This is a genomic window from Desulfomicrobium norvegicum (assembly GCF_900114595.1).
Taxonomy (GTDB): Bacteria; Desulfobacterota; Desulfovibrionia; order Desulfovibrionales; family Desulfomicrobiaceae; genus Desulfomicrobium; species Desulfomicrobium macestii.
This window is the reverse complement of the sequence record NZ_FOTO01000005.1, coordinates 69,474-94,915: the sequence shown is the minus strand read 5'-3', so window position 1 is coordinate 94,915 and position 25,442 is coordinate 69,474. Positions and strand designations below refer to the sequence as shown.

General features: G+C 54.9%; 25 protein-coding genes and 2 pseudogenes. 14 read left to right on the top strand and 13 right to left on the bottom strand.

What is annotated here, in order from left to right; all coding sequences use genetic code 11:
* The first annotated feature begins 13 nt into the window (after window positions 1-13).
* Window positions 14-1,165, top strand: a complete 1,152-nt coding sequence (locus tag BMZ24_RS09475) for an ABC transporter substrate-binding protein (RefSeq protein ID WP_092191628.1) — start codon at window positions 14-16, stop codon at window positions 1,163-1,165.
* A 326-nt stretch (window positions 1,166-1,491) separates the two neighbouring features.
* Here BMZ24_RS09475 and BMZ24_RS09470 read toward each other — a convergent pair whose 3' ends face one another.
* Window positions 1,492-3,276 (bottom strand): KamA family radical SAM protein, encoded by a 1,785-nt coding sequence (locus BMZ24_RS09470; protein WP_161949107.1) that lies wholly within the window; start codon window positions 3,274-3,276, stop codon window positions 1,492-1,494.
* 300 nt (window positions 3,277-3,576) lie between these two features.
* Here BMZ24_RS09470 and BMZ24_RS09465 point away from each other — a divergent pair, with 300 nt between their 5' ends.
* From BMZ24_RS09465 to BMZ24_RS09450, 4 genes are all read left to right on the top strand, one after another.
* On the top strand, window positions 3,577-4,194 hold the full coding sequence (locus tag BMZ24_RS09465) for a carbonic anhydrase (RefSeq protein WP_092191624.1): 618 nt from the start codon (window positions 3,577-3,579) through the stop codon (window positions 4,192-4,194).
* Between the two features lie 9 nt (window positions 4,195-4,203).
* Window positions 4,204-4,959: an META domain-containing protein gene (locus BMZ24_RS09460; RefSeq protein ID WP_092191622.1), complete on the top strand. Its 756-nt coding sequence runs from the start codon at window positions 4,204-4,206 to the stop codon at window positions 4,957-4,959.
* A gap of 98 nt (window positions 4,960-5,057) precedes the next feature.
* Window positions 5,058-5,810 (top strand): pseudouridine synthase, encoded by a 753-nt coding sequence (locus tag BMZ24_RS09455; protein WP_092191620.1) that lies wholly within the window; start codon window positions 5,058-5,060, stop codon window positions 5,808-5,810.
* 12 nt (window positions 5,811-5,822) lie between these two features.
* Window positions 5,823-6,389, top strand: coding sequence for a TlpA family protein disulfide reductase (locus tag BMZ24_RS09450; RefSeq protein WP_092191618.1), 567 nt, complete (start codon window positions 5,823-5,825; stop codon window positions 6,387-6,389).
* Here the strand turns inward: BMZ24_RS09450 and BMZ24_RS09445 are convergent.
* The gene (locus tag BMZ24_RS09445; RefSeq protein WP_092191616.1) at window positions 6,386-6,802 is read right to left on the bottom strand and encodes an NUDIX hydrolase; all 417 of its coding nucleotides are present in this window, start codon (window positions 6,800-6,802) and stop codon (window positions 6,386-6,388) included. The genes BMZ24_RS09450 and BMZ24_RS09445 overlap by 4 nt on opposite strands.
* Before the next feature lie 71 nt (window positions 6,803-6,873).
* Here BMZ24_RS09445 and BMZ24_RS09440 point away from each other — a divergent pair, with 71 nt between their 5' ends.
* From BMZ24_RS09440 to BMZ24_RS09425, 4 genes are read left to right on the top strand one after another with little or no spacing between them, the layout of a single operon-like run.
* Window positions 6,874-7,275, top strand: a complete 402-nt coding sequence (locus BMZ24_RS09440) for a hypothetical protein (protein ID WP_092191614.1) — start codon at window positions 6,874-6,876, stop codon at window positions 7,273-7,275.
* Window positions 7,268-7,786, top strand: coding sequence for a hypothetical protein (locus BMZ24_RS09435; RefSeq protein ID WP_092191612.1), 519 nt, complete (start codon window positions 7,268-7,270; stop codon window positions 7,784-7,786). The genes BMZ24_RS09440 and BMZ24_RS09435 overlap by 8 nt, the downstream gene beginning before the upstream one ends.
* Complete coding sequence (locus BMZ24_RS09430; protein WP_092191610.1) at window positions 7,774-8,370, top strand: hypothetical protein; 597 nt, start codon at window positions 7,774-7,776, stop codon at window positions 8,368-8,370. The genes BMZ24_RS09435 and BMZ24_RS09430 overlap by 13 nt, the downstream gene beginning before the upstream one ends.
* Complete coding sequence (locus BMZ24_RS09425; protein ID WP_092191608.1) at window positions 8,367-8,864, top strand: ECF transporter S component; 498 nt, start codon at window positions 8,367-8,369, stop codon at window positions 8,862-8,864. Before BMZ24_RS09430 ends, BMZ24_RS09425 begins: the two co-directional genes overlap by 4 nt.
* Before the next feature lie 486 nt (window positions 8,865-9,350).
* Here the strand turns inward: BMZ24_RS09425 and BMZ24_RS09415 are convergent, their stop codons facing one another.
* The 6 genes and pseudogenes from BMZ24_RS09415 to BMZ24_RS20120 form a co-directional block, all read right to left on the bottom strand.
* Complete coding sequence (locus BMZ24_RS09415; RefSeq protein ID WP_092191606.1) at window positions 9,351-10,886, bottom strand: FAD-dependent oxidoreductase; 1,536 nt, start codon at window positions 10,884-10,886, stop codon at window positions 9,351-9,353.
* 148 nt (window positions 10,887-11,034) lie between these two features.
* Window positions 11,035-11,265 (bottom strand): annotated as a pseudogene (locus BMZ24_RS20490) (DMT family transporter); the annotation flags it as partial.
* Window positions 11,266-11,617: 352 nt separating this feature from the next.
* The gene (locus BMZ24_RS09410) at window positions 11,618-12,157 is read right to left on the bottom strand and encodes a periplasmic heavy metal sensor (protein WP_092191604.1); all 540 of its coding nucleotides are present in this window, start codon (window positions 12,155-12,157) and stop codon (window positions 11,618-11,620) included.
* A 773-nt stretch (window positions 12,158-12,930) separates the two neighbouring features.
* Complete coding sequence (locus BMZ24_RS09400) at window positions 12,931-13,614, bottom strand: type 1 glutamine amidotransferase domain-containing protein (protein ID WP_092191600.1); 684 nt, start codon at window positions 13,612-13,614, stop codon at window positions 12,931-12,933.
* A 198-nt stretch (window positions 13,615-13,812) separates the two neighbouring features.
* Entirely contained in the window at window positions 13,813-13,998 is a 186-nt protein-coding gene (locus tag BMZ24_RS20125) for a hypothetical protein (protein ID WP_244150327.1), read from the bottom strand.
* A gap of 24 nt (window positions 13,999-14,022) precedes the next feature.
* Window positions 14,023-14,322 (bottom strand): annotated as a pseudogene (locus tag BMZ24_RS20120) (oleate hydratase); the annotation flags it as partial.
* Between the two features lie 998 nt (window positions 14,323-15,320).
* Here BMZ24_RS20120 and BMZ24_RS09390 point away from each other — a divergent pair.
* Genes BMZ24_RS09390 through BMZ24_RS09375 form a run of 4 tightly spaced genes read left to right on the top strand, consistent with a single transcriptional unit; the run spans window position 15,321 to window position 18,089 of the window.
* Complete coding sequence (locus BMZ24_RS09390) at window positions 15,321-16,442, top strand: sulfurtransferase (protein ID WP_092191598.1); 1,122 nt, start codon at window positions 15,321-15,323, stop codon at window positions 16,440-16,442.
* A 3-nt stretch (window positions 16,443-16,445) separates the two neighbouring features.
* Complete coding sequence (locus BMZ24_RS09385) at window positions 16,446-16,976, top strand: YeeE/YedE thiosulfate transporter family protein (RefSeq protein ID WP_092191596.1); 531 nt, start codon at window positions 16,446-16,448, stop codon at window positions 16,974-16,976.
* Complete coding sequence (locus BMZ24_RS09380; protein WP_092191594.1) at window positions 16,973-17,509, top strand: YeeE/YedE thiosulfate transporter family protein; 537 nt, start codon at window positions 16,973-16,975, stop codon at window positions 17,507-17,509. Before BMZ24_RS09385 ends, BMZ24_RS09380 begins: the two co-directional genes overlap by 4 nt.
* Complete coding sequence (locus BMZ24_RS09375) at window positions 17,502-18,089, top strand: hypothetical protein (protein WP_208599824.1); 588 nt, start codon at window positions 17,502-17,504, stop codon at window positions 18,087-18,089. Before BMZ24_RS09380 ends, BMZ24_RS09375 begins: the two co-directional genes overlap by 8 nt.
* A 221-nt stretch (window positions 18,090-18,310) precedes the next feature.
* Here the strand turns inward: BMZ24_RS09375 and BMZ24_RS09370 are convergent, their stop codons facing one another.
* Together BMZ24_RS09370 and BMZ24_RS09365 are read right to left on the bottom strand one after the other, a co-directional pair.
* Window positions 18,311-18,775 carry a sll1863 family stress response protein gene (locus BMZ24_RS09370; RefSeq protein ID WP_092191592.1) on the bottom strand — a complete coding sequence of 155 codons (465 nt, stop codon included), beginning with the start codon at window positions 18,773-18,775 and terminating at the stop codon, window positions 18,311-18,313.
* A gap of 44 nt (window positions 18,776-18,819) precedes the next feature.
* Window positions 18,820-19,110, bottom strand: coding sequence for a sll1863 family stress response protein (locus BMZ24_RS09365; protein ID WP_092191590.1), 291 nt, complete (start codon window positions 19,108-19,110; stop codon window positions 18,820-18,822).
* A 673-nt stretch (window positions 19,111-19,783) separates the two neighbouring features.
* On the opposite strand from BMZ24_RS09365, the gene BMZ24_RS09360 reads away from it, so the two are divergent.
* Complete coding sequence (locus tag BMZ24_RS09360; protein WP_092191588.1) at window positions 19,784-20,941, top strand: baeRF7 domain-containing protein; 1,158 nt, start codon at window positions 19,784-19,786, stop codon at window positions 20,939-20,941.
* A gap of 150 nt (window positions 20,942-21,091) precedes the next feature.
* On the opposite strand, the gene BMZ24_RS09355 is transcribed toward BMZ24_RS09360, so the two are convergent.
* The 3 genes from BMZ24_RS09355 to BMZ24_RS09345 all read right to left on the bottom strand — a co-directional run bounded on the left by BMZ24_RS09355 (window position 21,092) and on the right by BMZ24_RS09345 (window position 25,239).
* Entirely contained in the window at window positions 21,092-22,600 is a 1,509-nt protein-coding gene (locus BMZ24_RS09355; protein WP_092191585.1) for a B12-binding domain-containing radical SAM protein, read from the bottom strand.
* A gap of 361 nt (window positions 22,601-22,961) precedes the next feature.
* Complete coding sequence (locus BMZ24_RS09350; RefSeq protein ID WP_092191583.1) at window positions 22,962-23,603, bottom strand: cytochrome b/b6 domain-containing protein; 642 nt, start codon at window positions 23,601-23,603, stop codon at window positions 22,962-22,964.
* Between the two features lie 4 nt (window positions 23,604-23,607).
* On the bottom strand, window positions 23,608-25,239 hold the full coding sequence (locus BMZ24_RS09345) for a tetrathionate reductase family octaheme c-type cytochrome (RefSeq protein ID WP_092191581.1): 1,632 nt from the start codon (window positions 25,237-25,239) through the stop codon (window positions 23,608-23,610).
* Window positions 25,240-25,442: the final 203 nt, after the last annotated feature.

The window sequence follows — 25,442 nt, the reverse complement described above, 5'->3', positions numbered from 1 at the left end:
AGGAGAAAATGACATGCGCAAAATTTTCGGTTTTCTGAGCTGTCTCATGCTGCTGGCTTCCCCGGCCCTGGCCGAGGACACCATCAAGCTGGGCGCTTTTTTCGACCTGTCGGGTCGAGCGTCCTTCATCGGCACTCCCAGCAAGCTGGTCGCCGAGATGCTGGTCGACAAAATCAACGCCGAGGGCGGGATCGGCGGCAAGCAGATCGAGCTGATCATCGCCGACACCGAGGGAGATCCGGCCAAATCCGCCAATATCGCCACCAAGTTCATCTACAAGGACAAGGTCGTGGCCCTGATCGGACCGACCCTGACCGACACGGGCATGAATGTGAAGAAAATCGTTCATTCCGCCAAGATCCCCATCGTCATGACCGTCGGTGGCGATCCGGTCATCATGGGCGGCAAGTTCGGCCCCTTCGACTGGGTCTTCAAATCGCCCCAGCGTTCCAAGATCGCGGTTGAGCGCCTCTTCACCTATCTCAAAGACAAGGGCCTGACCAAGATCGCCCTGCTCTCGGCTGACGACGGCTTCGGAAAGGACGGCATGCGCTGGATGGAGCAGCTTGCCCCGGAATTCGGCATCGAGATCCTCATCAAGGAATCCTTCGGCGCCCGCGACACCGACATGACTGCCCAGCTGACCAAGGCCAAGAACGCAGGCCCCCTGGCCCTCGTGGTCTGGACCACCGGCCCGGCCGGCGCCATCAGCGCCAAGAACGTGGCACAGCTCGGCATCGACCTGCCCCTTTTCCAGTGCCACGGCCTGCCCGATCCCAAGTACATCGAGCTGGCCGGTCCCGCGAGCGAAGGCAACCGCATGCCCGCCACCAAGCTCATGGTCGTGGACGAGCTGCCGGACACGGATCCGCAGAAGGCCGGTATCCAGGAATTCGTGAAGCTGTACATCGAGAAGGGCTACGACAAACAGTTCCCCATCAACACCCACTCGGGCTACGCTTGGGACGCCATCATGCTCATCGCCAAGGGCATCGAAAAGGCCGGCACCGAACCCGAAGCCCTGCGCGCGGCCATCGAGAGCACTCAGAATTATGTCGGCATCTCGGGCATCTACAACCTGACCCCCGAGGATCACAACGGCCTGGACGTGGACTCCATGGTCATGGTCCAGGTCAAGGCCGGCAAGTTCGTCCTGGCGGACTGATGCGGATGGGCTGAAAGGCATCCTGCCGAAGAGAGGGGGCGGTTGAAAGGCGTGGATCCCCGCCTTCGCGGGGATGACATCGTTGTTTCGCGGTCAACGTGCGAAACGTGAACAGCCGTTCCAAGGTCTCACAAAAGGCAGGGGCCCCGCTGATCCTGATGGACCCTGTTTCGCGGGATGATGCACAGGCGGAGCGCCCCGCATCAGCGTCATTCCCGCGAAACAGGGAATCCATGCCTTTCTGACTTCACACCACGGCCCATCATCGGCACGGACTCCCGCAGGCACATGAAGCCTCCTCTTTCCAGGGGAGGCTTTTTTTCGGCCTAGTAATAATACCAGATGCTCGAATACTCCGCCGGATCCTCACCGATGGCAGCCAGACGCTCCAGATATGTAAGAATCGGCACGTCTTGCCCGATGTAGGAGTCGCGTTCGACGATGTTCTTCTCCCAGGGGTGGAACTCGTAGACCCGCGAGCCGTCCGGGAGAATGGAAACCACGTCGCGGTTCTGGGCCGCGCGCAGATGGTTCTTGCCCAGACCCGGCACGTTGTACACGGGCGCGTCGGTGCGACGCATGCCGGGCAAGAGCCGTGCCTCCTCCTGCTGTTCCTGCATGATGCGCGCGATGGGCACGCGGTATTCGTCCATCTCCTCCTTGGCCTTGGGCGCGAAGGTGTAATAGGGCTCCACCCCGCATTTGCGCAGCAGTCGGCGCAGGGCCGCGGATTCGAAGCGCCTGGAGACGTAAAACGTGAAGACGAGCTGGTTGTAGACGCTCAGTCCCCTTCGCCTGAGGCGATCCACGGCCGCCACGAACTCGGGCGTGACCTCGGAGACGTGCTCCACATGGGTCACCAGGCAGACCTCACGCACACCGGGCTCGCGGAAGGAGCCGAGCATACGGGCCAGAGCGGAAGTGATGCGCATGGGCAGGGTCACGGGCGTACGCGTGCCGATACGGATGAGCTCCACATGCGGGATGTCGGCGACCCCCCTCATGATACGCTCCAGGGGACCGTCGCCCATGGCCAGGGGATCTCCGCCCGTGACCAGTACTTCCTTGATGGCCGGATGCTCCCTGATCCAGCCCAGGGCCTTTTCCAGATCCGCCCTGGAGGCCATGGCACCGGGAGCCATGGCCCGTTCGATCTCCCAGTTGCGCTGGCAGTACACGCAGATCTGTGGACAGGTGTTGAAGGGCTTCAGTATGGCTATGGCCGGATAGCGGCGCGTGACGAGATCCACGGGGGAGGTGTCGGCCTCGCGCATGAAATCGAAGGCCTCGGCGCGCCTGTCACCGTGAACGGCCATGCAGTCCACATAGGAAACGGGAGGGATGACTTGGGCGCGCACGGCCCGATCGCGTCCGGATTCGGGATCGTCGTCCATGAGGGAGGCGTAATAGGGCGTGATGCCGAAGGGCTGTCCGGAGCCCACCGCCCGCTCAACGGCCGCGCGCTCGTGTTCCCGCAGGGTCACTGCCGCCGCCAGGCGTTCGGGATCCTCGATGATGGCGCGAACCTGCCAGCGCCAGTCCCCCCACTGCTGATCGGTGGCGCCCAAGGCCTTCTGGACCCGCCTGCGTCGCTGGCCCCGACGTTTCATGGCCTCGGGTTCCAATCCGCTCTGGTAGCGCGCCATGGCCGCCTCGATGCCCTCCCATATCCGATCGAGCTCCCGGGACCTGATCAGAGCCGCCTCGCGGCCGCTGATGTCGCCCAAGGCCGAAGCGTCGAGCCCGATACCTTCGGGAGTCCCGTTCAGCCCGTGCAGAAGGTGGGAGAATTCGGCGAAGAAGGCCCGGGACAGATCCGGGCGCGCGATCCCCCGCGAGAGGTCCCAGAGGGCCTGGGTCACGCTGAAGCCGACCCGGGCATCGGAACTCCCGGCCAGAACGGAACGCAGGACCCGGGCACAATCGCGGGCCACGGCCATCTCGAAGCAGGAGTGTTCCGGCTCGTCGAAATGAATCTCGTACTGACGCTCGGTCACGTAGTGGTAAAAAGCCTTGCGCGCGGCATCCAGATCGGCGGCGTTCTGCACGGAAGCGAGGACTCGTCGGTGGTCCTCCCGAAAAACGTCAGCGCACCATCGAGAGCTGTTCATGATCATGTCCACCTCGCAGGTATGTCGGAAACAAACAAACCACGCCTGTTCCGGCGGAGCGGGAGCTTGATGGAACGGCGCGGGGAGTGGCGGGACCGCCGACCCCGGAACGGGGCAGGCAGGGTGTGCCGGCGCGGGAGCCGGACTTCTCCGAAAATTGATCCTGTTTTTTGTCTACACCATCCGGACCATCCGGTCCACCCGCACGGCCTCATGTTTCAACCCCGACACGAAGCGTTGCGCCTCGGGTCCTAAATGGGTAGTTACATGTGACACCCAAACCCTCATGACAGGACGAAAATGAAAGAAATCAGCAAACTGCTCGATAACAACAAGATATGGGCCCAGAACGTCGAAAAGAACATTCCCGGCTTCTTCCGCAAGCTGGAGAACCAGCACAGGCCCAAATTTCTGTGGATAGGCTGTTCCGACAGCCGGGTGCCCGCCGACCAGCTCATCGGCGTCATGCCCGGCGAGGTCTTCGTGCACCGCAACATCTCCAACCAGGTCATAAATACCGACATAAACCTGATGTGCGTCCTGCAATACGCCATCGACGTGCTCAAGGTGAAGCACATCATCGTCTGCGGCCATTACGGCTGCGGCGGCATCGAGGCGGTCATGAAAGACCAGACCCCGGGTCTTTTGGCCCATTGGCTGGAGAACGTGCATGACCTGATGGAACGCAAGGGGCGTCCGAACCTCGACGACATGTGCGAACTCAACGTCAAGCTGCAGATCCGCAACCTGGCCCTGAACAGCATCGTGCGCAAGGCGTGGCAGCGTGGCCGCAACCTCTATCTGCACGGCTGGATCTACTCCGTTTCGAACGGCCTGATCCATGACCTGTGCATCACGCGCGGCCCGGACAGGCAGGAAGAGGAAGGCATTGCAGCCGCATTGCAGCCAAAACTATAGGAAAATACAATGAAAAAAATGATCCTGTTGGCAATTTTCGCCTGCACGGCGCTGCTCGGTTGCATGCATGCGCGCGGAGAGCATTCCAGCCGCGATTCACTTGATTGGGCCGGAATTTACGTTGGCACCCTGCCCTGCGCCGATTGCCCCGGCATCCACACCACCATGACCCTGAACCCGGACCAGACCTATGTACTCGTGACCCGTTACGAGGACAAAAAGGACGGGACCTTTGAACAAACGGGCGTTTTTTCCTGGAGCCCCGACGGAGCCGCCATCATTCTGGACGACGACAAATCCCCCGCCTACAAGGTCGGCGAAAACGTCCTGTTCCATCTCGACATGACTGGCGGAGTCATCACCGGCGACCTGGCCGAAAACTACCAGCTGCGCAAGCAGGCCGCCACGGCTTTGGACCTGACGGGAAAATGCATTCTCGATACCCGCTGGAGATTGGTGGAACTCTTTGGGAAGCCCGTGACGGAGAATGAACGTGTTCCGTTCATCCACCTTCATTCCAAGGAGGGACGCATCTCGGGTTTCGGCGGCTGCAACAGCATCAGCGGCCCCTATGAACTGAAGGCTGGCAACCGTATCCGTTTCACGAACTTGGCCAGCACCATGATGGCCTGTCCGGACATGGATATGGAGCAGGAGTTTTTCGAGATGCTGGCCATGACGGACAATTTCGCCTGCGATGGGAAAACTCTTGCCCTGCACAAGGCCCGCATGGCTCCCTTGGCCAGATTCGTGGCTGTTCCCTGACACACCGGATACACGGGCTCCGCATGGAGCCCCTGGTTTTTAGTGCCGACGCGCCTTTTTGCTTGCCCTGTGCTCACGATCTTCCTATTTGTTCGCCCATGCCAGAAAACAGCCCCGTTCGTTTGAACAAATATATTGCCGATGCCGGCTTGGCCTCCCGCCGTGGAGCCGACGCCCTGATCCAGAGTGGACGAGTCTGCGTGAACGGACTCATCCAGCGCGAACCCGGAACCAGGGTCGTACCCGGCCAGGACACGGTGCTCCTTGACGGAGCCGTGGTCATGGCCAAGCAGGACGCTTCCTGTTCCTACATCATGCTGCACAAGCCCGTGCACACCGTGACCACGGTCAACGATCCCCAGGGCCGCAAGACCGTCGTCGATCTGCTGCCTGAAGAGCTGCGCACGCAGCGGCTCTTTCCCGTGGGACGGCTCGATTACATGTCCGAGGGCCTGCTGCTCCTGACCAATGACGGTGAGGTGACCCTGCGCCTGACACACCCCAGCTACGAGCACGCCAAGAAATACGAGGTCCTGGTGCGCGAGGCGGTGACGGAAAGGTCCCTGAACATCATGCGCCAGGGCATGCGTCTGCAGGAAGGGGAACGGCTGGCTCCGGTGGAGGTCGATACGGCCCCCGACGCCAATGGGGCAACGCTCATGCGCATGACCCTGCGCCAGGGAGTAAACCGCCAGATCCGCCGCATGTGCCGCGATCTGGGGCTGACCATCCTGCGCCTGCGTCGGGTCGAACTCGGACCGTTGCACCTGGGGAGCCTTGAACCCGGAAAATGGCGCGCACTGACCGACACCGAAATCCAGATCCTGAAATCAAGCCTTGGTCTTGGCTGACCCCGGAGACGCATGAATAGCATCGCAAGCAAACCCATTGCCGGATTTTTGTGCTCGGTCCTGCTGTTGTTGCTGCTGGAGGCCGGAGCGGCCCTGCTGCTGGTGAGCGGCGTCAACTCGGCCGAGGAGGCCCCGGCCCTGCCGCGCATGACACTCCTGGGCGACCTGCGCGGAACTTTTACCGATCTTGAGGGAAAAAGCTTTGCCCTCGAAGACTTGCGCGACAAGGTCGTGGTCATCAATCTGTGGGCCACCTGGTGCCCGCCGTGCCGGGCGGAGATGCCTTTTCTGGAGAATCTGTGGAAGAAATTTCAGGACGACGACAGGGTTCAAGTGCTCTGCATCAGCAAGGAAACCCTGGAGGAAGTGCGCCGGGACCCGCTGGCAAAATCCCTGACCATGCCCCTCTACGTCTTCACCTCGTCCGTGCCGCCGGAGCTGGATCCCGAAGGATTGCCGACGACATACATCTTCGACCGCACAGGCCGGGTGGTCTTCGGACATACGGGCATGGCCCAGTGGGATGCGCCTGAGATCGTAACCTATCTGGAAGCCCTGTCCAAAGCGAAGGTCGATTAGGAACGGGTGTGGGCCAAAACCTGACGAAACGATTCCCGGTTGGAATCCCAGTGCAGCTGGGAATCGACATCCCGGGCGTCAAACCAGTAATAACCGATATGTTCCGCGGAGAGGACCACCTGCTCGATCCTGACGCGGGCCAGATAGATGGGCTTGCGCAGCTCGATGCGCGCGTCGGGGATGCAAAAAGAAAATTCCGGAATGACGACTTCAAGCTGCTCCTCGCTCAGCGTGACGCCCGTCTCTTCCAGGACTTCACGCAGGCAGGCCTCGATGCAGGGTTCGTCAGGGCCACGGCCCCCGGTGACGGGTTGCCAGTATTCGTCGTGGCGATGGGTCACGGGGCAGCGCAGCAACAGAAACCTATCTTCCAGATCATTGTAGAGCCAGCATTCGATACTGTATTTTATCATGGGACAACTCTTTTGCACCACCGCCTGCCCCAGTCAAGCAAAACAAGGCCCGCCTGGCCACAGGAACGCCCATGAGCTTCGCGATCCTGACGGAATATGGCCATGACCATTGCGTCATCGACACGCACAATCTCTTCGTGGGCACCACGCTGGAGGATGAAATCCTGCTCCTCGGAGCGGACGACGGAATGTTTTCCGACATCTCCCGGGAGTGCGCGCTTTTTGGCTTGCAACTGGAGCGCGGCCGCAAGCTTTCGTCCTATTCGGGGGGCGAGCAGAGCATCATCTGCTGCCTGCTGCTCATGCACCTGCTCCCAAAAGAAAGGCTCTCCATCCTGCTGGTCCGTGTGCTGGAGACCCTGTCCCCACGCAACCGCGAACTGCTTCTGGACAGGTTCGCCGCCCTTATTCCGGACGCCTCGCTATTTTTCCTGACCGAAGAAGGACCCAAACCCGTGGCCGATCATGCTTGAACTTGCCGCCCAGACATATTCCGTCCCGCACGCGGGGCTCAGCTTCATCCTGGACCGCGCGCTTGCGCTGCCGAGGCACAGTTGCCTGTATCTGAGCGGCGACAACGGCGCGGGCAAGAGCACCTTTGTGGAGCATGTTCTCATCCCAAGCCTGCGCGGGAAGCACAGCCTGCTCTATCTGGCCCAGGACATGGATCTGCAGCAAAACACCATCCGCACCACACTTGCGCTTCTTGGGCACGATGTCCCCGAAACCCTGGCGGACATGGCCGTGGCCTGGGTCAGGACCAGCGGGTGCCGGGAGCTCATCATTCTCGATGAGTTCGATAAATATGTCAGCGATGAGCAAATGCAGACCCTGAACCTGCCCGGATTCGACTGGGTCGTGCAGGTCTCGCATCTGCCGCGTCGCGAGAGATGCGCCGAATTTTCCCACGGCTTCGAACTGCGCTTCGACAGGCAGCAGGGACAGGACGTCAACCTGAGGATCACACAGCTATGGCCACGTTGAAACTGCTCGCCATCTTCGGTCTGCTCGGGGCCTATTTCCGCTTTTTCGTCTTCGGCGCCGGATATGAGCAGGTGGACTTGCAGGCCGGGTTGCTGCTTGCATTCCTGGCTGTCAGCGTCTGGAGGAATGGCCTCAGGGGAACCATGCAGGCCGTGTGGTTCATTCTGCCGTTCGTGCTGTCCCTGATCCTTTTCGGCGCGATTTTTCAGTGGGCCGAGCTGCTCGGCCGCAATGACTGGATTCATGACTCACTCATAAAAGCCGTGGTCTTTCCCAACTCCTTCCTGGCGGTGAAGATCGGCCTTGAAGCCATCACCTTTCGCGACCTCGTCCATCTCCCCCTTGGCGCGGGAGGGCGACGCAACGCCATCGTCTTGAAGGCCGTGATGGAAAAATGTACTCCCCTCTTGCACCGTTACCGCTTTTTCATGGACCTGACCCCGCATTTCGACGGCCGACGCTGGAGCAGGTTCCAGCGGCTCTGCGCGGTCATCGTGGCCGCCTACATCAGCATTTACGACCAGGCCGAAAAGACCCAGGCCCTGTTTGACCACCGCACCAGATACCTGAGGAAAGAGAGATGAAAAACATCAAGATCGCCGCCCTGTCCATCGTGGCCCTGACCTGCCTGACCACCCTCTTCGTGCGCATCCCGCTGCCAAGCCGGGGGTATTTCAACGTGGGAGACGTGGCCGTGGTATTCGGCGGACTGGTCCTTGGTTTCATGAACCCGAGACAGGGCGTGATCTGGGCGCTGGGCGCCTGCGGCATCGGTTCGGCCCTGGCCGACATCCTGGGCGGGTTCGCGGTCTTCGCGCCCCTGACGCTTGTCGCCAAGGGCGCGGAAGGAGCGCTGGCGGCGGTGGCCGCAAGCAGGACCGGAACCGCCCGCTACATCATGCTCGGGCTGGGCGGACTGGCCATGGTCGGAGCCTATTTCATCGGAGAGACGCTGATGCCCAACATTGGCCTGCAGGGCGCGGTGGCGGAGATCCTGCCCAACGTGATCCAGGCCGTGGGCGGCGCGATAGGCGGCGTGTTCGCGGCCACGGCGCTCAGAAAGACGGGAATGATCTGATTCATGTGACTACTCGACAGTGACGTGCCGGGATAAAGCGGGGGCCGGATCGTCATTATCGGACGAGGATGATTTTCGGTTCTGATCCGACTCAAACTTTGTAATGTACATGACTTCAACTTTTTGTTGAATTCATACAGATTACTCAGCTGCGAAAGCACAGTTTCAAGCGTTTTCATGCAATAACCTTTCGATATCGGCCTGATCCACGATCCCCCCTTTTGATAGGCTCCCGCGCGCCTTCAACTGGTATCCGCGGACGACGATGAAGTTAAGAGATTTTCCCCAGGAGTCCAGGATTTACGCGCCTGTTCTTTTTCGGGCTCGGCGGCCGGCTTTTTCAGGACTGGTTCGGCTGATTCCGCAGCCTCTTCGCTTTCTATCATGCGAACAGGCACCCCGTGAGGGAAGGTGACTTCGCGAGCCTCGTCCGGCAGCAAAACTCCCGATTCCTGAAAAGCCCGTGTGTGTTTTCCGCTCAATCTCCTACTCGTCCTTCGCACTCCCAAGGTCACTGTTCGCCGGCCCGGTAATGACCCTGCCATAGCTGTCGAATTGTGAACCGTGACACGGACAATCCCAGGTTTTCTCCGAAGTGTTCCAACTGACGATACCTCCGAGATGTGGGCACACGGCCGAGCGTTCATGCAGGGTTCCTTCCTCATCACGGTAGACAGCAACCTTCGCAATTCCCCGACGAACGATCGCGCCTTCTCCGGGAGCAATCTCTTCGGGCGAGTCAACGTCACCACCGCTCAAATAGCCCTCGAAATACTGCACGGCGACATTGATATTCTCCCGGGCATATTGAAGAGAAGTGCGCAGAGTGATTCGTGAAGGATCGTAAAGCGACTCCCAAGGGCACGGGTCCCCCACAATCAATTCCGTGACAAGAATTCCGCCAATGGTGCCATGCGTCATGCCCATCCCCGAATCACCCGTTATGATGTAGACGTTTTGGTCTCCGGGGTTGCGCCCGATGAAAGCCAGGCCATCAACAGGCTCCATGACCTGACCTGACCAGCGCATTTCTATATTCTCAATCATCGGGAATCGCTCCCGTGCCCAGCCTTCAAGATTTTCGTAGCGCTGGTCGCCGTCGTCAGCCTGTCCCGATTTGTGATCTTCGCCGCCGACGATCAGAAGATCGTAATCGTCTCCATCCTGGGCTGAAACACTCTGCACCCTGATATAATGATACGGATCGTCCGTATCCCAGTAGAGCGCTCTTGTAACAGATCCACGGGGAATCCTCGCTGCAATAACATATGTTGTATAAGAATACTGCTTGGTGTGAATTGTAACAATATCATTGACTGGAGTATTGGTAGCCATGACAATCGCATCGGCAGTAACTGCGAACCCACTGTCTGTTTCAATCCGCGCTCCATCTTCAATTTTTCCGGCATGCGTCCCAGTGAAGATGCGCCCACCGTTGCGCTCAATAGCGTACTTTAGCCCTTCCAGATACTTCATGGGATGAAACTGGGCCTGCCTCGGAAAGCACAAGCACATACCGGTGTCGAAGTCATCGATTGGTGCCCGCCCGACGCGGTCAATATCCGTGAGTCCGGCGCGATGTGCTGCGTTAAGTTCACGTTCGAGCACATCTTTAGAGCCATTCGGCGGGACAAAGAGGTAACCATCGAGGCGTTCGAATTCACAGTCAATTCCTTCTTCAACGACAATGGCCTCAATGCGATCGATCGCCGCAGTGTGACTCTCGGCCGCCAATATCGCCCCCTTTTCGCCGTGAAGATGCTCAATCTCGAAGTAGCGATCGTCAATCGCATTGCAAAGATGCGCCGTCGTACGCTCCGTCATCCCTCCCCCAATGTGCCCATCATCCAGGACAATCACTGTCCTGCCCGTGCGTGACAGTAAGTATGCGGTCGTCATTCCCGCTATCCCGGCGCCAACAATGCACACATCAGCATGCATATTCTCGCTCAGCGGAGTTGATTCAGGCTCTTGCCCTGTTGCCATCCAGATCGATGTGGTTTGTCCGGAATTGCTGTTCATGGTTTTTATCCCCTTGCCGTTCTGGCCTTTTTCGTTCTTCCGATTGGTTGACCTCCGCCTTGAAGCAAGCAACTATATCATTATTATCGAATATTTTAATTGATCAGTTTTTCCGTAATGACGATATTGATGGCGGCCATATGTGTCATCAGCAAGGGCAAGCGTGGAATTGAGTATATTCTTGCTGCGTGCGCTTAGCCTCTTCCTTACGAATCCAGTGAGCCCAGTTTACCATCACAATGCCCTCAAAGACCAACGCAAAACCAACGTGATGTATCCAGTAAAATTGATTGCCAAGCCAAAAATCCGATGCAATCAGACCACTTAGCGGCATAATTCCTATGAATCCGGACGCAATTCTAACATTAACAGATTTTAAACATAAGAACCATTACATCAGTTTAAACGTCCTGACAGTGCTGCAACCTTTCGCCGAGAGGTTGCATGCACTGTCGGTAAGATGTTCAAGTATTCTTCTTGAAGTACGCCCTCAGATCGGAAATAGTATGCATTCCCCTGAAGATCATTTCACCGTCCACCAGGATATTTGGCGCCCCCTTTATGTTGTGTTTATTCTGGAACTCGACGTCATCTTCCGCGTACCGGATGGAATAGGGAATCCCCAATTATTTCAGCTGCGTCTAAATAATCGAACAATGCTTAAATGACCGCGTTACTGCAAGATCAACGTTCATTTGTTCTTCTCCTTAACCTTAATTTGAATCTCAACATCACCATCGACCGCCGCCCGGACAAGTCCAGCCGCGGTCTCCAAACGCCTGTCGGCACTGGGTCAGATATTCGTCATGTTTCCGATCCAATTTGGAGCGCAGTTCCGCTATGCGATCCGACAGCGCCTTTACCTTCTCAGTATCTGGATTTTCCTGTTCCCAGAGCGTCTCCAGCTCCATTTGTTTCGCGCTCAACTCCTGTCGCAACGGTAAGATCTCCTGCATAAACTGGGAACGCCTCTCGCGCCATTGCTTGCGCTGCTCAGGGGGCATGTCCTGCCAGCCTTGCGGGTCAGGCCCCATCTCTCTACCATACCCGCGCATCCCACGGCCCATGTCGCGATCATGGCCCATCATTCCAGATCCTCGACCGTGGTACCCCGATCCTTGGCCCATCATTCCCGGCCCCATGCCTTCAGTTCCGTATCCGGAACCTGAATAGGATGGGTTTTGTGTCTGCACCGATTGATTATCAGCCGCCCACAAAGGGGCTGCCAGCAAAAGCGATATTAACATAAAGCTAAATATTATCTTTCTCATGATCAATCTCCTTTCTGCTCAGTATATGAGCCTTTATATTCTCAAAGGCCATATATTTTCAATGCAATAGATGCTGATTATAGCCCATGAGTATCCATTTATTTGATTTGTTTCTGATGGAGGACACATTTTAGTTTGCGAAAGTAATCCAAACTCGTCAGAAACATCTCGGCCTTGGCTTCAGCTTTCTTAGCAAAAACTCATTTTACTTATTAGGTGTTTATCTCTCTTTTCCAGCGTAGTCCGGCCATCTCGATTTACAGTTTTATTCGCTGCGCCCAAAGATCCGCCATTATCACCAATCGGTCCTGTACCAGACCGCGCACTTGGCCCAGTGCTCGGGCGTCAGGTTCAGGCCCTCAAACATGCGAGCCATGCTGCGGGGTGCGCCGGGACGCCTTTCATTCCGGCACTCATTTGCCCCATCATTTTTCCCATGCCGCCGGGCCCGCCCATCATATGCGACATCATCAAAGATTTTCATTTCATATTTTGCTCCTTTCTCTCTGTGCTGTTTAGTCCATAACGAGGACCCCATAAAAAACGGTGACGCATTTTAAAACACCATTTTATAAATAAGAAGCAACTATTATTCCTTTTTTACAGAGCAGACCTTTATAACACTTATCATCCTGACATTACTGACGATATATATGATAGAACACCACTAATCTCACATTAGTAGATAGGTGAAAAAACGTCATATTCAACCCCAGTGGTCATATACGATAGTTATTTTGCTTTCATTTGCTGTCGATTGTTGCAAAATCAGTTCAAACAGAACGAAGCAGCTTGAGCAACTCTTCCGCCGCAGGTCTCGACGAGGCCGGGTTCTGGCCGGTCACAAGCTTGCCGTCCACCTGGACGTACGGCGCCCAGTCAGCGCCATTGCTGTAGAGGCCACCGCGTTCCTTTAGTCGGTCTTCCAATAGAAAAGGTACGACATCGGTCAAGCCTACGGCTTCTTCTTCTGCATTGGTAAAACCGGTCACGCGTTTACTCTTGACAAGATATTCACCGTCTTTCCCGCGCACATTAACTAATGAGACCGGCGCGTGACACACTGCACCGACCGGCTTGTCAGCCTTTACGAAGGATTCGATCAGCGCGATGGATTCCCTGTTATCGACCAGGTCCCACATCGGACCATGACCACCGGGGTAGAAGACTGCGTCGAAATCTTCCGCGGACACATCAGCTACCTTTTTCGTGTCAGCAAGTTCAGCCTGCGCAGCCTCGTCTTTGCTGTAGCGCTTGGTTGATTCGGTCAGATTTTCGGGAAGTTCGCTGGTCGGATCAAGCGGCGGCCGTCCCCCCTTGGGCGAGGCCAGCGTGATCTTTGCTCCGGCATCCTTGAACACGTAATAGGGTGACACGAACTCTTCCAGCCAGAAACCAGTCTTCTTTCCGGTGTTGCCAAGTTGGTCATGAGAAGTAAGAACAATAAGAATTTTCATAGCTAACCACCTTTGATTAAATATTAAGAATTCACCTGGAAGCGTCCTCGTACTCGTGGAGCCCATCAAGCTCTAGAGACATCGCATAAGCAATGGAGCACAAGCCAAGACCATTAAGATAAACCATGACAGAAGAATCTTCTCCCTTTTCCATTTTAGTGTACCTCTCTCGTTTCAGCAAACTTCTCGGAGAAAATCTTAATCGTCCCCGACAATACCGAACTCGCGCAACAGTGCGCCGATCTGGGTTTTGTCGAGCTTGTTCATCAGCAGATTGCGCACGAATGCAGGACCCGGGATGTCGATCTCCTTGCCGTCACGCAGGCGGCCTGTCGCGGACAGGAGCATGCGAATGTCGTAGGTCGAGTTGAATACCTCCGGCACGCCGCGCTCGACGTCGAGCAGTGTCTAGACAGCCTCCATCGGCGTTCGTACGGAATACTCGGTGGTGAAGATGCAGTCGCGCTCCCTGGATTCCGCGAACTGCCCAATGAAGGCGAAGTTTACAGCGCCCTCAGGCACCACGTCCGGGCGATCACCGGCCTGGCGAGGCATGAAGAAGGCGGTCACGTACGGCATCATCACCGGCACGGTCATCGCACCCGTTGCGGCCAGTTCGGGAATGTCATCGACCGGCACGCCCAGATGGTAGAGCCATTTCTGTGTGATCTCTTCGCCGCTGCAATCCTGCATCGGCTTCTTCACGTAATCGCCGGTATCAGTTCATTAATCCGCCATGCCTCATGCACAGGCCCTAACGGATTTTTCCCGGTCCCACTGCCGCGTCTGTGCCACGGCGATAAAAGTTTCAAGCTCTTTGGCGTCCAAGTTGCCTGCACCTTTCCCCTTCATGCCAGCCAAAACAATTATCACTCACCATCTCATTGCCCTCTATTGCTTCAATCCACGGAAATTCCAGCGATAATTCAATGTATTTTGGCATAGCCTCCGCTATCATCATGAACACGATGCAAACTTGATCTTTTTCTTTGCCAGAAGTTCATATCGCAAGGTGCGTGCCGAATGGGAAATACGAGCTCTTCTGTCTGCAACAGACCGAGTCCATGGTAAAAATGCGAAAAAAAAGTGACGGCGTGGGGCAATAACCTCCAACGAAATCCTCAATATCTAATGGTTACGTGGAATATCACGGGTTTTTCAAGGTCTGAGCGTATGTGCCGCCGAGAACGGGGAGAGGAACTTCAGGTTCATGGACAAGAGAAGAGGGGTGGAAGAGACGATTGGGTTGGCCATTTCGCGTAGCTTTTCGAAAGCAGCCTAAAATGAGTCAGCAACTCCAATCAGCAAACCGCAGCGATGAATGGTCCCGGTCGATCCGGTTGATGAACTGACGATCAATTTTTGTCACTGTTGCCCGAAGATTGCGCAGACGCGCCGAAAATGAGTAACTATTTGCTCATATTGCCAAAATGTTCGCATAATTCGCTATCTGTGGCTAAAAACATAATTTTTTAATTAAAATGAATGCTAACTGCCAATAGATAATCAAAAAATTTGATTTTTTCATATGTAAAATAGCTTGAGTTGCAGGAAATATACTGCGGCTGTTTGCATTTTCCTGGAGCATGTGCAATGGTTATAGTCAAATTATATCGCGCCATCCGGCTAGGGCTATAATTTAAATTCGAACCAACTCTGCCTACATGGTATGCGAAAGAAAATCTTCTGGATCCGAGGAGGATATTATGCAGAACCCACATTCAATCCGTTACCTACTGATCGCCGTAGCCTTGCTGCTCGGCGTGAGCTGGGCATTTGCCGCTGTGGAGGACACCAAGCCGCCCGCCTATCCAAGCAGCTCGTACCTGATCACCGCAGACCAGTTGCGGCAACGCGTCCAGGACGAACCAGTGGTGATTGTAGACGTCCGCAGCGACGAGCATTTCGACGGCAAAATGATACCTGGGGCGATCCGATTGCCCTGGTCATTGTTCCGCCAGGATTATTCGGCGACCAATATCGGCGGCACCTTCATCGGCACTGCGGAGGCACAGAAAATCCTCGGGCAGCATGGAATCTTCCGAAACGACCAGCTCGTGCTGTATGACGCGGTGGCCCGAGATGGCGGGGCCACCGCATCATATCTGTTCTGGATTCTGGACCTTCTCGGCCACAAGAAAATGGCCATCCTCGAACGGGGCATTGATGGCTGGCTGGACGCAGGCGGCGAGGTCGTCAACAGTCCAGCGCAGCGCGAGCCACTGCTCTACCAGGCTCCGGCCAAAGAGATAGACACGCGAAAGATCGCTGACGAAGCCTTCATATCCCCGCGCCTTGGCGACCCCTACTACCAGCTGATCGATGTTCGCTCAGAAGAAGAATACCTGGGTAAAGCCCTCAATACCGGGCTCGACGGGACACCGCTGAAAGCCGGGCATATTCCCGGAGCCTACAATATCAACTACGAAAGCAACTGGGTCGACAAGCAAGGCAAGGCGATCAAAAGCTACGCCGAACTGGCCGAGCTCTACCGCGGTCTTGATCCGGACAAAGCGGTGATCGTCTATTGCCATTCCGGTCGTCGCGGCTCTTTTAGCTACTTTATCCTGCGCCTGATGGGCTTTGAAGATGTGCAGTTGTACGACAATTCCTGGTATGGCTGGGGACGGCCGGAGCGCTACTATCCAACGGAAACCAATCCCCGGAAGATGTCCGGCCAGGCATTGCCAACGCCCGGCAAAAGGAATCCGGCAGATTCAGCAGGCCCAAAGACGGAGCCTGCGGCTGCGACCGGTCAAACCTCGCAAGAGGATACGCCCGACGCCGACTCCACTGGCGGCAAAAAATACATTTCCTGTGGAGGTTAAGCCATGCAACCCAAGAAACAGAGCAACGCTCCTTACTGGCCTATCCTGCCCAGTGCCATTGCCCTGGCCGGAATCATGCTGTTCATCTTCGCCAGCTTCGGCCCGCCGGCTTCCTCCAGCGGATTTGTAACCACCCTCAAAGGATTTTTTATGCAGTTCGCGCCTGAGTATGCCGCCGGCAAGGCGCATTACCGGATGATGCCGGGACCCGGGTCGTGGCTGATGGCCTTTGTTCTGGGTATGGCGCTCGGAGGCTTCGTCGGCGGTCGCACTTTCAGCCGTGAAATCGAAGACGTACCACAAATCTGGCGGGAGCGTTTCGGGGCCGGACGGCTCAAGCGTTTCGGCAGCGCCTTTCTCGGCGGCTTCCTGATCCTTTTCGGGGCACGCCTGGCGGGCGGTTGCACCCTTGGGCTCTTTCTTTCCGGGGCGACCCAGCTCTCTCTCAGCGGCCTCTATTTCGGCGCGGTCATCTTCGCCGTCGCCATGCTGACCGCACGGCTGCTCTACAAACGCAGGAGGAGCACATCATGATTGACATATGGCTAGGACTCTTCGCCGGCACGGCGTTCGGCTTTGTCATTCAGCGCGTTGGGGCCACCAATCCCCAGAAAATGGCGCTGGCGCACCTGATGCAGGAACCGCATATCCCCCAGTTCATGCTCCTGGTGGTAATCTTTTCCGCCACCGGCCTGTTTTTCCTAGATGCAGCCGGTGGCGCCGTCACCCGCGTCTTGCCGATCAGTCTGGTTGGCACCGGCCTTGGGGGCGTCATCTTCGGTATTGGCTGGGGAATCTCCGGGTACTGTCCCGGCACCTGCTGGGCAGCAGTGGGCGAAGGGCGCATGGATGCCATCTTCACCCTACTCGGTGGGCTGGCAGGTGCCGCCGCTTTTGCCCACCTGCACGAAAGCCTCATTCCAATCCTCTACATGCCGACCAACATGGGGCAGCTGACACTCGCAGACTGGTTCGGACACCCGGCAGCAGCCCTCGGCTTCCTGATCATCTTTTTCGGTGTCGGCGTCTGGCTGATCGGACGCCTTTGGAGACAACAGGATGCGTAGATTCCAAATGAGCGCCTGCCTCCTGCTGATGCTGTCGGTGCCCAGCCAGATCCTGGCTGCGGATCTGATTCCGCCGCGCGGCTACTATGCGCGGCTGGAATTCACTCATCAAGGGCAGAGCCTGTCGTTCGGTCCTTTTGTCGGCTACTACTTCAAGCCATTGCAGGGGGATGATTTAAGCAGGCTGACGTTTGTCTGTTACAACGAGGGGCAGTTCTATACCGACCAATTACCGGATGACACCCTGCTCTACAGAGGCGAGGCGGTGCTCTCCACCTTGGCGAGAGTTCGCCCGCTACCACGGAGCGAGCAGCGGATTACCCCCCTGTTTTTTGCCGACGCACCGCAGCCCTGGTTGCAGCAAAGGCCCACACCGCAGGAGGAGTACCTGCACTTCCACTCCGCTTACGATCAAAGCGGTGCCGTCTATAGCGGCTACTGGCTGCGACACGAGCCAGTTACGACGTTCAGCTACAACATGGGGGGCCGACTCAGTAAGGACAGCCCCCTGCGCCATCAGGCAAAACCGGGAGATGCGCAGAACTTTCCGCGCATCATCGAATTTGACAAAGGTCCCTGAGCCATGCTCCGGCAACTGAAATCTTGCTCCCCAACCACGCTCCCGTTCGCCAGGAGTTTTTGGTTAACCCAGGTGGCATGAAAGGCACCAACAACGAATACCAATGCATTTTCCCATATATATTACTGACAAATGTCAAAATGAGTACAATCGGCGCAATGCTGCGCCGATTGTACTTACATTATTCAACTGGTATTTTAGGCTAAACACCTCGAGCATTATTACTTCTTCTCTGCATCATATTCGCTTTTGGCTTTTTCCCAAGAATCGCTCAACGCCTGATAGGCATCTGAAAATCCATTTTTCATCTGTTCCCAAGCATCTTCAGAACTGTTCTTGAAACTTCCGTACCATTCGGACAACTCGTTTCTCTGCTGGCGCAAAGCCTTCAGATTAGCTCTGGCTTCCTCGCGGGCCGCCTGGGTCATCTTGTCCCAGTTGTTGTCAACACGACTTTCCAGTTCGTCAATCCGCGCGTCAATATTATCCATTGCCTGCTTGGCCTCTTTCATTGCCTGATCGCGCTGATCGATGGTGTATTGCTGAAGGGTATTGATCATTTCCTTCGTTTCCGCTTTGACATCCCGTGAAGTGACGGTGTCATTACCGGCTTTAGTTTGTGAAGCCGGGATAAAAAAGAGCATCAGAACTGCAATCATAGTGATAATTAACGTTTTTTTTCGCATAACTCGTCTCCTGGTTATGGTTTGAGATTTGTTCGGTTTCGTCATTATCGACGAAAATGTGACGCAGCAGACTTGAAAGAACTACTGAGGGAATCCCATGCGTTGTCGACGCCAGCCTTGAGATCTTCCCATGCGTCATCGCTGGCTTTTTTTAGTTCATCGAGCTTTTGGTTTGCCTCATCCTGCATCGTCCGCAGCTCTTCAATCTTTTTGTAATATTCCAACTGAACATCGGCATCTGCGGAATCAGCCTTGGCTTTGAGCTTGTCGATTTCAGCATTCCATTCGTCCAGCTTGCTCTGCAGCTTCTTCACATAGGCGTCTTTCATACTCATGACTTTTCTCCTTGGTTTGAGCGTGATTTAATGATTCCATTGATATAGAAATCAACAGACACGCTTTGAACAAATTCATATAAATTCATTTATATATATCATATCGATTAAAAAATCACAAATTCATTTGAAAACAACCGATTACGATATTATCTGTCAACATATGAAAATCAATCACATACACTTAAATATGAAATGATTATCTGGTTGAATATGTAAGAATTTTTTTCGATATATGTGAATTCATAATTTCCCAATAGAGTTAACTCATATTCATTGTATAACACAAATTTATCCTTCTTGCAAAGTTACCTGGGCATCGCTGAGAAACTCCCTGAATATCATATTGTTCTCCCAGCTCTCTTGCCTTTGAGTTTTTGAAGGCTGCGCGAGACGAAGATCATCATGCTGCCCGTGGCCAGGGACGGTATCGCGCAGATGACTAGACTCTGCATCATGGAGAGCCTGTCCGAGCCCTTACCGGAAACAATAGATTTTTTGACGCAAATTTAACAAGTGAAAGTTGCCAAAACAAATAATGACGTGTATTCTTAAAGAAATTTCAATCTATTTGATATATTATACTGATTGTAATGATTCTTTTTAAAATTATATTCCAATGAATATGTTAATTTTTATCGAGACATAAACTACTAACTTGAGCGAGGTACTCATGGATAGAATACTGCACGATGATTTTCAGAGTTTATTTTTGAATGAAAATTCAGGATGGTGTGTTTCTCTTTTCCTGCCGACATTTCGGGCCGGGAGAGAAACAGAACAGAATTCGATACGTTTCAAAAATATTTTGCGAAAAGCTGAAAAGATACTCGTCGAAAATGGGGTCGAAAATGCGGAAAGGCAGAAGATGCTCGCGGAACCGGAAGCCCTGATTCAGGATCGATCATTTTGGGATCACCAAAGCGATGGTTTGGCCATGTTTTTTTCAGCCGAGAAATTTGGTTTTTTCAGGCTGCCTGTGACTTTTGAAGAGCTGACGGTTGTTTCCAAACGGTTTCATGTCAAACCGCTATTGCCCATTCAGGCCGCAGACGGTGTTTTTTATGTCCTGACGCTCAGCCAGAATAACGTCCGGCTCCTGGAGTGCACGCAGCATAGCATCGATGAAGTCGACCTCGGCGACCTGCCGCAAAACCTGGAAGAAACCATTCCGGACGGAGCAACTGACAAACAATTGCAGTTCCATACGGGCACTCCTTCAGGAACCGGCTCCGACGCACGGTCAGCGGTTTTTCATGGTCAGGACGCAGGCAACGAAACAAAGATCAGAATGTCGCGCTGGTTTCGCATGATCGATGACAGGGTAAAAGAACTTGTTGTAGACGTACGCGCTCCGCTTGTGCTGGCCGGAGTTGATTCCCTGTTTTCAATTTACAGGGAAGCAAGCAGCCTTCAAAATCTGATTGAATCAGGAATTTCTGGCAATGCAGACAAGCTAAAGTCCGAAGAATTGCACACCCAGGCATGGGTGTTGGTCGAACCGTTCTTCAAAAAGAGCAGAGACGAGGCAGTCGCGCGTTTTCGCCAGTTGGAAGGAAGCGGGAAAACATCCACGGATCTGTCCCAGACCCTGGCTTATGCTCATCACGGAAGGATCGAAGTCTTGTTTGTGGCCGTGGGCGTACAGGTGTGGGGCACGTTTGATCCTCAGTCAGAACACGCAGAAATTCACGATTTCCAGACGGGTGACGACGGAGATCTGCTCGACCTCGCGGCGATCCAGGCATTGGCCAAGGGAGCAGTGGTATATGCGCTGCCGCAGGACCAAATGCCAATGCCCGAGTATCTGGCCGCGATTTTGCGGTATTGATAATCGACGCCAAGCGCTCGCATCCGCTGCAGCGTATTCATTTATGGCCCTTGCGTGGGAACATGTCCTTCGCAAGGGCCAGTTCTCTGAATTGATTCAAATTATTTAGCGACGGATGTTGGACCGGATAACACGGGAGATGGCGTGATATCACTTTCCCGCAGCAATTTCAGACGTCCCGTTAATCTCTTCTGCTATTTTCCTGAAGTGAAATCCGTAAATTGCATATGTGACTGCCAACGGAAAAAGTTTTGGTTTCCTTAAAATTGTCCACAACATAAGTTTCCAATAATAGTATCTTTCCTTTCCTAATATACCGAGATATAAAATCGATTTAAAAAAAGCTCCGATATAACCATATTGGTAGTGAAATTTTCCAAAACACAATGGATCATATATTTTTAAGAACTTGAGAGCGCGCTGATAAAAATTTCTTGGTGAATATATGGCATTCAGAATCGACTGGTAGCCGCTGATGAGCGTTGCTGCATCCATATGGGGAGTAAAATTGAGGGAGATCCCCGTGTTGTTTCCGCTCGCCTCTCCGACCAATCGCCCTTCCAGGTTCAGGCGCTGATAAAGGCGGGTACCTCGCAAGGCAGTCAGGAGTCCGACCATCGCGGTCACGATGCCACTCTCTTCAATGAATTTGATCTGCATTTCAAAAATTGCCGGCGGGTCGCTGTCGAACCCAACGATGAAGCCGCCCTGCACCTGCAGTCCGGCCAGTTGAATCCGATGGACCGAGGAAAGCAGGTCTCGGTGCCTGTTTTGAACCTTGCCACTCTCGGCCAGACTCTCCTCATTGGGGGTTTCAATTCCAATGAAAACCTCCTTAAAGCCGGCCCTGACCATGAGCTCCATCAGTTGGCTGTCATCGGCAAGATTGATGGACGCCTCGGTATAGAAATAGAACGGATAGTCATGCTCATTCATCCATTTAATCAGCGCAGGCAGGATTATCTGTTTCAATCTGGCGCGATCACCGATGAAATTGTCATCAACAACAAAGACCGCCCCGCGCCATCCCTGAACACGGAGGCTTTCAAGTTCCGCGAGGAGCTGCTGCACCTCTTTGGTTCGGGATATGCGTCCGAACAAGGCGGTAATATCACAAAACTCGCAGTCAAAAGGACAACCCCGTGAATACTGGATATTCATGGACGCATAATTTTTGACGTCGATCAACTCCCAGAGCGGCAAAGGAGTCGTACTCAATTTTGCGCGTTGCTCCTCCATGTACAGATGACGGGCCGAGTCTGTTTGCAGATCATGGAGGAACGCAGCGAGAGTGACTTCCGCTTCACCCAACACCAAGTGGTCAACTCCCGGAAAATCGTCCGGGGCACTGGTAAACAATGGGCCACCGGCGACCGTTTTGACTCCAACCCGACGGCATCGGGAGAGTATCTCCAGAACCGATTCGCGCTGAATGGTCATGGCGCTGATAAAGACGCAATCTGCCCATTTCAGGTCATCATCGGACAAAGGCCTGACGTTCATGTCGACGAGCTTTTTTTCCCATTCGACAGGGAGCATTGCGGCTACGGTCAGCAGGCCCAAAGGCGGGAAACTTGCCTTTCTCCCGATAAACTTCATAGCGTGCCGGAAACTCCAGAATGTGTTGGGATAATGCGGATAGAGAAGAAGAATCTTCATGACAGTGGCTCCTGAAATGCGGTGTAAAGACACGTGAAACTCCGCAATGAGCGTGCCAGCAACATCAAGATATTCTCTCGCAGAAATTAATACGCTGATTATAAAGACAAAACAAAGATCGATCCGAAGGATATGCAACAGAACCCGTCAATGAATGCCGCCAGATATTGAATAATTGTTAAATATGACGATCTGACATGTTGCCCGATAACGACCATCCTACCGTATTTTGCAGCCCATGTTGGCACAATGTCATGTTGATGAAAACATGAAGCTCCGCCAGTTCGAACCCTCAAAAACAAAAATGCAAAACCGCGGCCGCCACCAGGCAGACCGCGGTTTTGCGTTTGGAGGGAGAATTCTATCGTTTTTCGTGTACTTCCCAGTCCGCCACCTCGCCCTCTTCCACTTCTTCCCAGCCACTGAACATGGCTGAAATATGGCTGGTCAGGGTGTGGCCGGTAGTGGTCATGTAGACGTGGATGATGATGAAGGCCAGAATGGCGAATGCGCATGCCAGGTGGATTAGCGCCAAGAGGCGCAGATCCAGGAAGGTCCAGTTCCAGATGGCCCAGTCGTTATACAGGTAATACAGCAGCCCCGTGCCCATCTGCAGGGTCAAGAGGATCGCGGTGAGCCCCAGGTAGGTCAGGCGTTGCAGGGGGTTGTGCTTGGCCTCCTTGGACTTCTTGACCGGATGGGGGAGCCCTTTGAAGATGCCCGAGGAGTAGTAGCCGATAACCTCGAAGAGCTTCTTGGTGGTCGGAATGTACTGCCGCCATTCACCCGTGGTCACGACCCAGAAAACGATGAAGATGAACAGGATGACCCAGGTCAGGCCCAGGAAGTTGTGGTACTCGACCGCTTTCTGGAAACCGAAGAGGCTGAAGCTGCCATGGACCTCGAAGCCGGTCAAAAGGAGCAGGAAGATGAGCAGGGACTGCACCCAGTGCCAGAATCGCTCGAACCGCGTGTACAGATAGATTTTCTTTTTTGCGCTCATGTCATTACTCCTTGCGACGTCCGACGCTGCTCAAGAAACGCCCCAGTCCGTGCAGGGCGACACCCAGGGCCGATGCCGCGACCAGGGCCCAGCCGCCCATGTTCAAGAGCTGCACCGAATCGCGGCCAGGCATGTAAAATCCTTCGAGATGGTCGAGCCGCCCACCCTTGGAATGACATTCCACGCAGGCCACGGCCTGTTCCTTGGGCGCCACCATGTGAGTAATGGGGAAGACGTATTCCGTATCCACGAAATCGTATTCGCCGCTGTAGGGAAGGTCGTTGTATTCCTGTCCGACCGCGATGGCTTTGTTCCAGTCGAAGTCGGCCCAATATGCGCCCGAGCCCTTGGGCCCGAAGAGCTTGGGGATGACCATGGTCTTGTTGACCTTGTCGTAAGGAGTCTTGCCGGTGTGCACCTTGAAGGGGAAGATGCGCGAATTGGGATCGCTTATGTCGCCGATGGGCCAGGAGACGCGCACCGTTGAGGACGGATCGATGACATCCCGAGCCGTGGTGCCCCGGATGGAGCCGTTGAACCATTCGTAACGCGGGACCATGTTTTTGCCCCATATGAAGGAACCCTTCTTGGCATCATAATCGGGCTTGCCGAACTCGTCCTTCTTCACTTCGCGCTTCTTGTCGCCGGCCACGGACCAGTCCCAATGCATCTTGGTCGCGTTGATGCGGGCATACGTCGGGATGTGACACGCCTGACAGGAGACCTTGTCGGTGTGGTCATTGGCCTTCTGGTTCGTCTTGTGCGGCTGGGTGCCGTGACAGGATTCGCACATGATCTTGGGCATCAGGTCGTCCTCCAGGAGGCTCTTGCGTTCCGTGGAGGCCGGAGTGGCATAGATGCGGCCGGCGATGTTGTGCGCGTTGGTGGTATGACAACGGCTGCAGTCGAAATTTTGCCCATCCGTGCCCATGTGCACGTCGAGCTGCTTGTTGGGCATGGCCATGGACGAGTCCAGATCGCCGTGCTTCACCGCATCGCCGCCGCCCCCGTAGAAATGGCAGGTTCCGCAGTTGTCGCGGCCCGGGCGCCCCACTGATTGGGCCACCGCGTTGTAATCCGGAGGCAGGAACTCCGTCTTGCCGTCGAACATGGTCGCGTTGGTCACGGGATAGCCGGCCTTGGTCGGGAATTTCTTGTAGGTGCCGGTCTGTTCGTGGCAGACGAGACAGTCCACCAGTTCGGCCTTGCTGAAATCGAAGTTCTTGTCCTTCCATCCGTATCCGATATGACAGGAAGTGCAGCGCGGCTCGTTGGAACCCACGCTGATGCAGAAATTGTTGACCGAAATGCCGCCCTTGCCCGTGTCACCGCTGGGATCGGCCGGGTCCTTCCAGGTCCAGTGGATGGTTTTGTGCAGCTGCATGGCGGCCTGGTTGTGACAGGTCAGGCAGGCCTTGGTCACATCCTCGGGGCGCGTGAATTCCTGTTTCAGGATGGGATGTTGGGAATGGTCTGCCGTGATCCATTTCTGGGCGTCATTTTTGACGGTCTGCCGTGCCAGCGCCCGGCCCGGCGCTTCGCTGTCGTCGCTTGCCAACTGGGCGAAAGCTCCCAGGGGCCAGAGACAAACGGCAAGAGCGCCGCAAAGGACTGCCTTCCATAACGTCTGGTTCATAGTCCCTCCATGAAGTCTGAAGTGCAAATCCAACAAGAAATCTATTTCAGACAATTCTGTATCATAAAATGCATTCCAGGCAACCACATGATTCATTGTGCAAAATAAATCGGACTTGTGAAGTCTGAAATACATCAAAAAATACGAAAGTCAGACGGGCATTGTGAAAAGAATGCAAAGCGAAGGAGATGGAAGCAGACGTG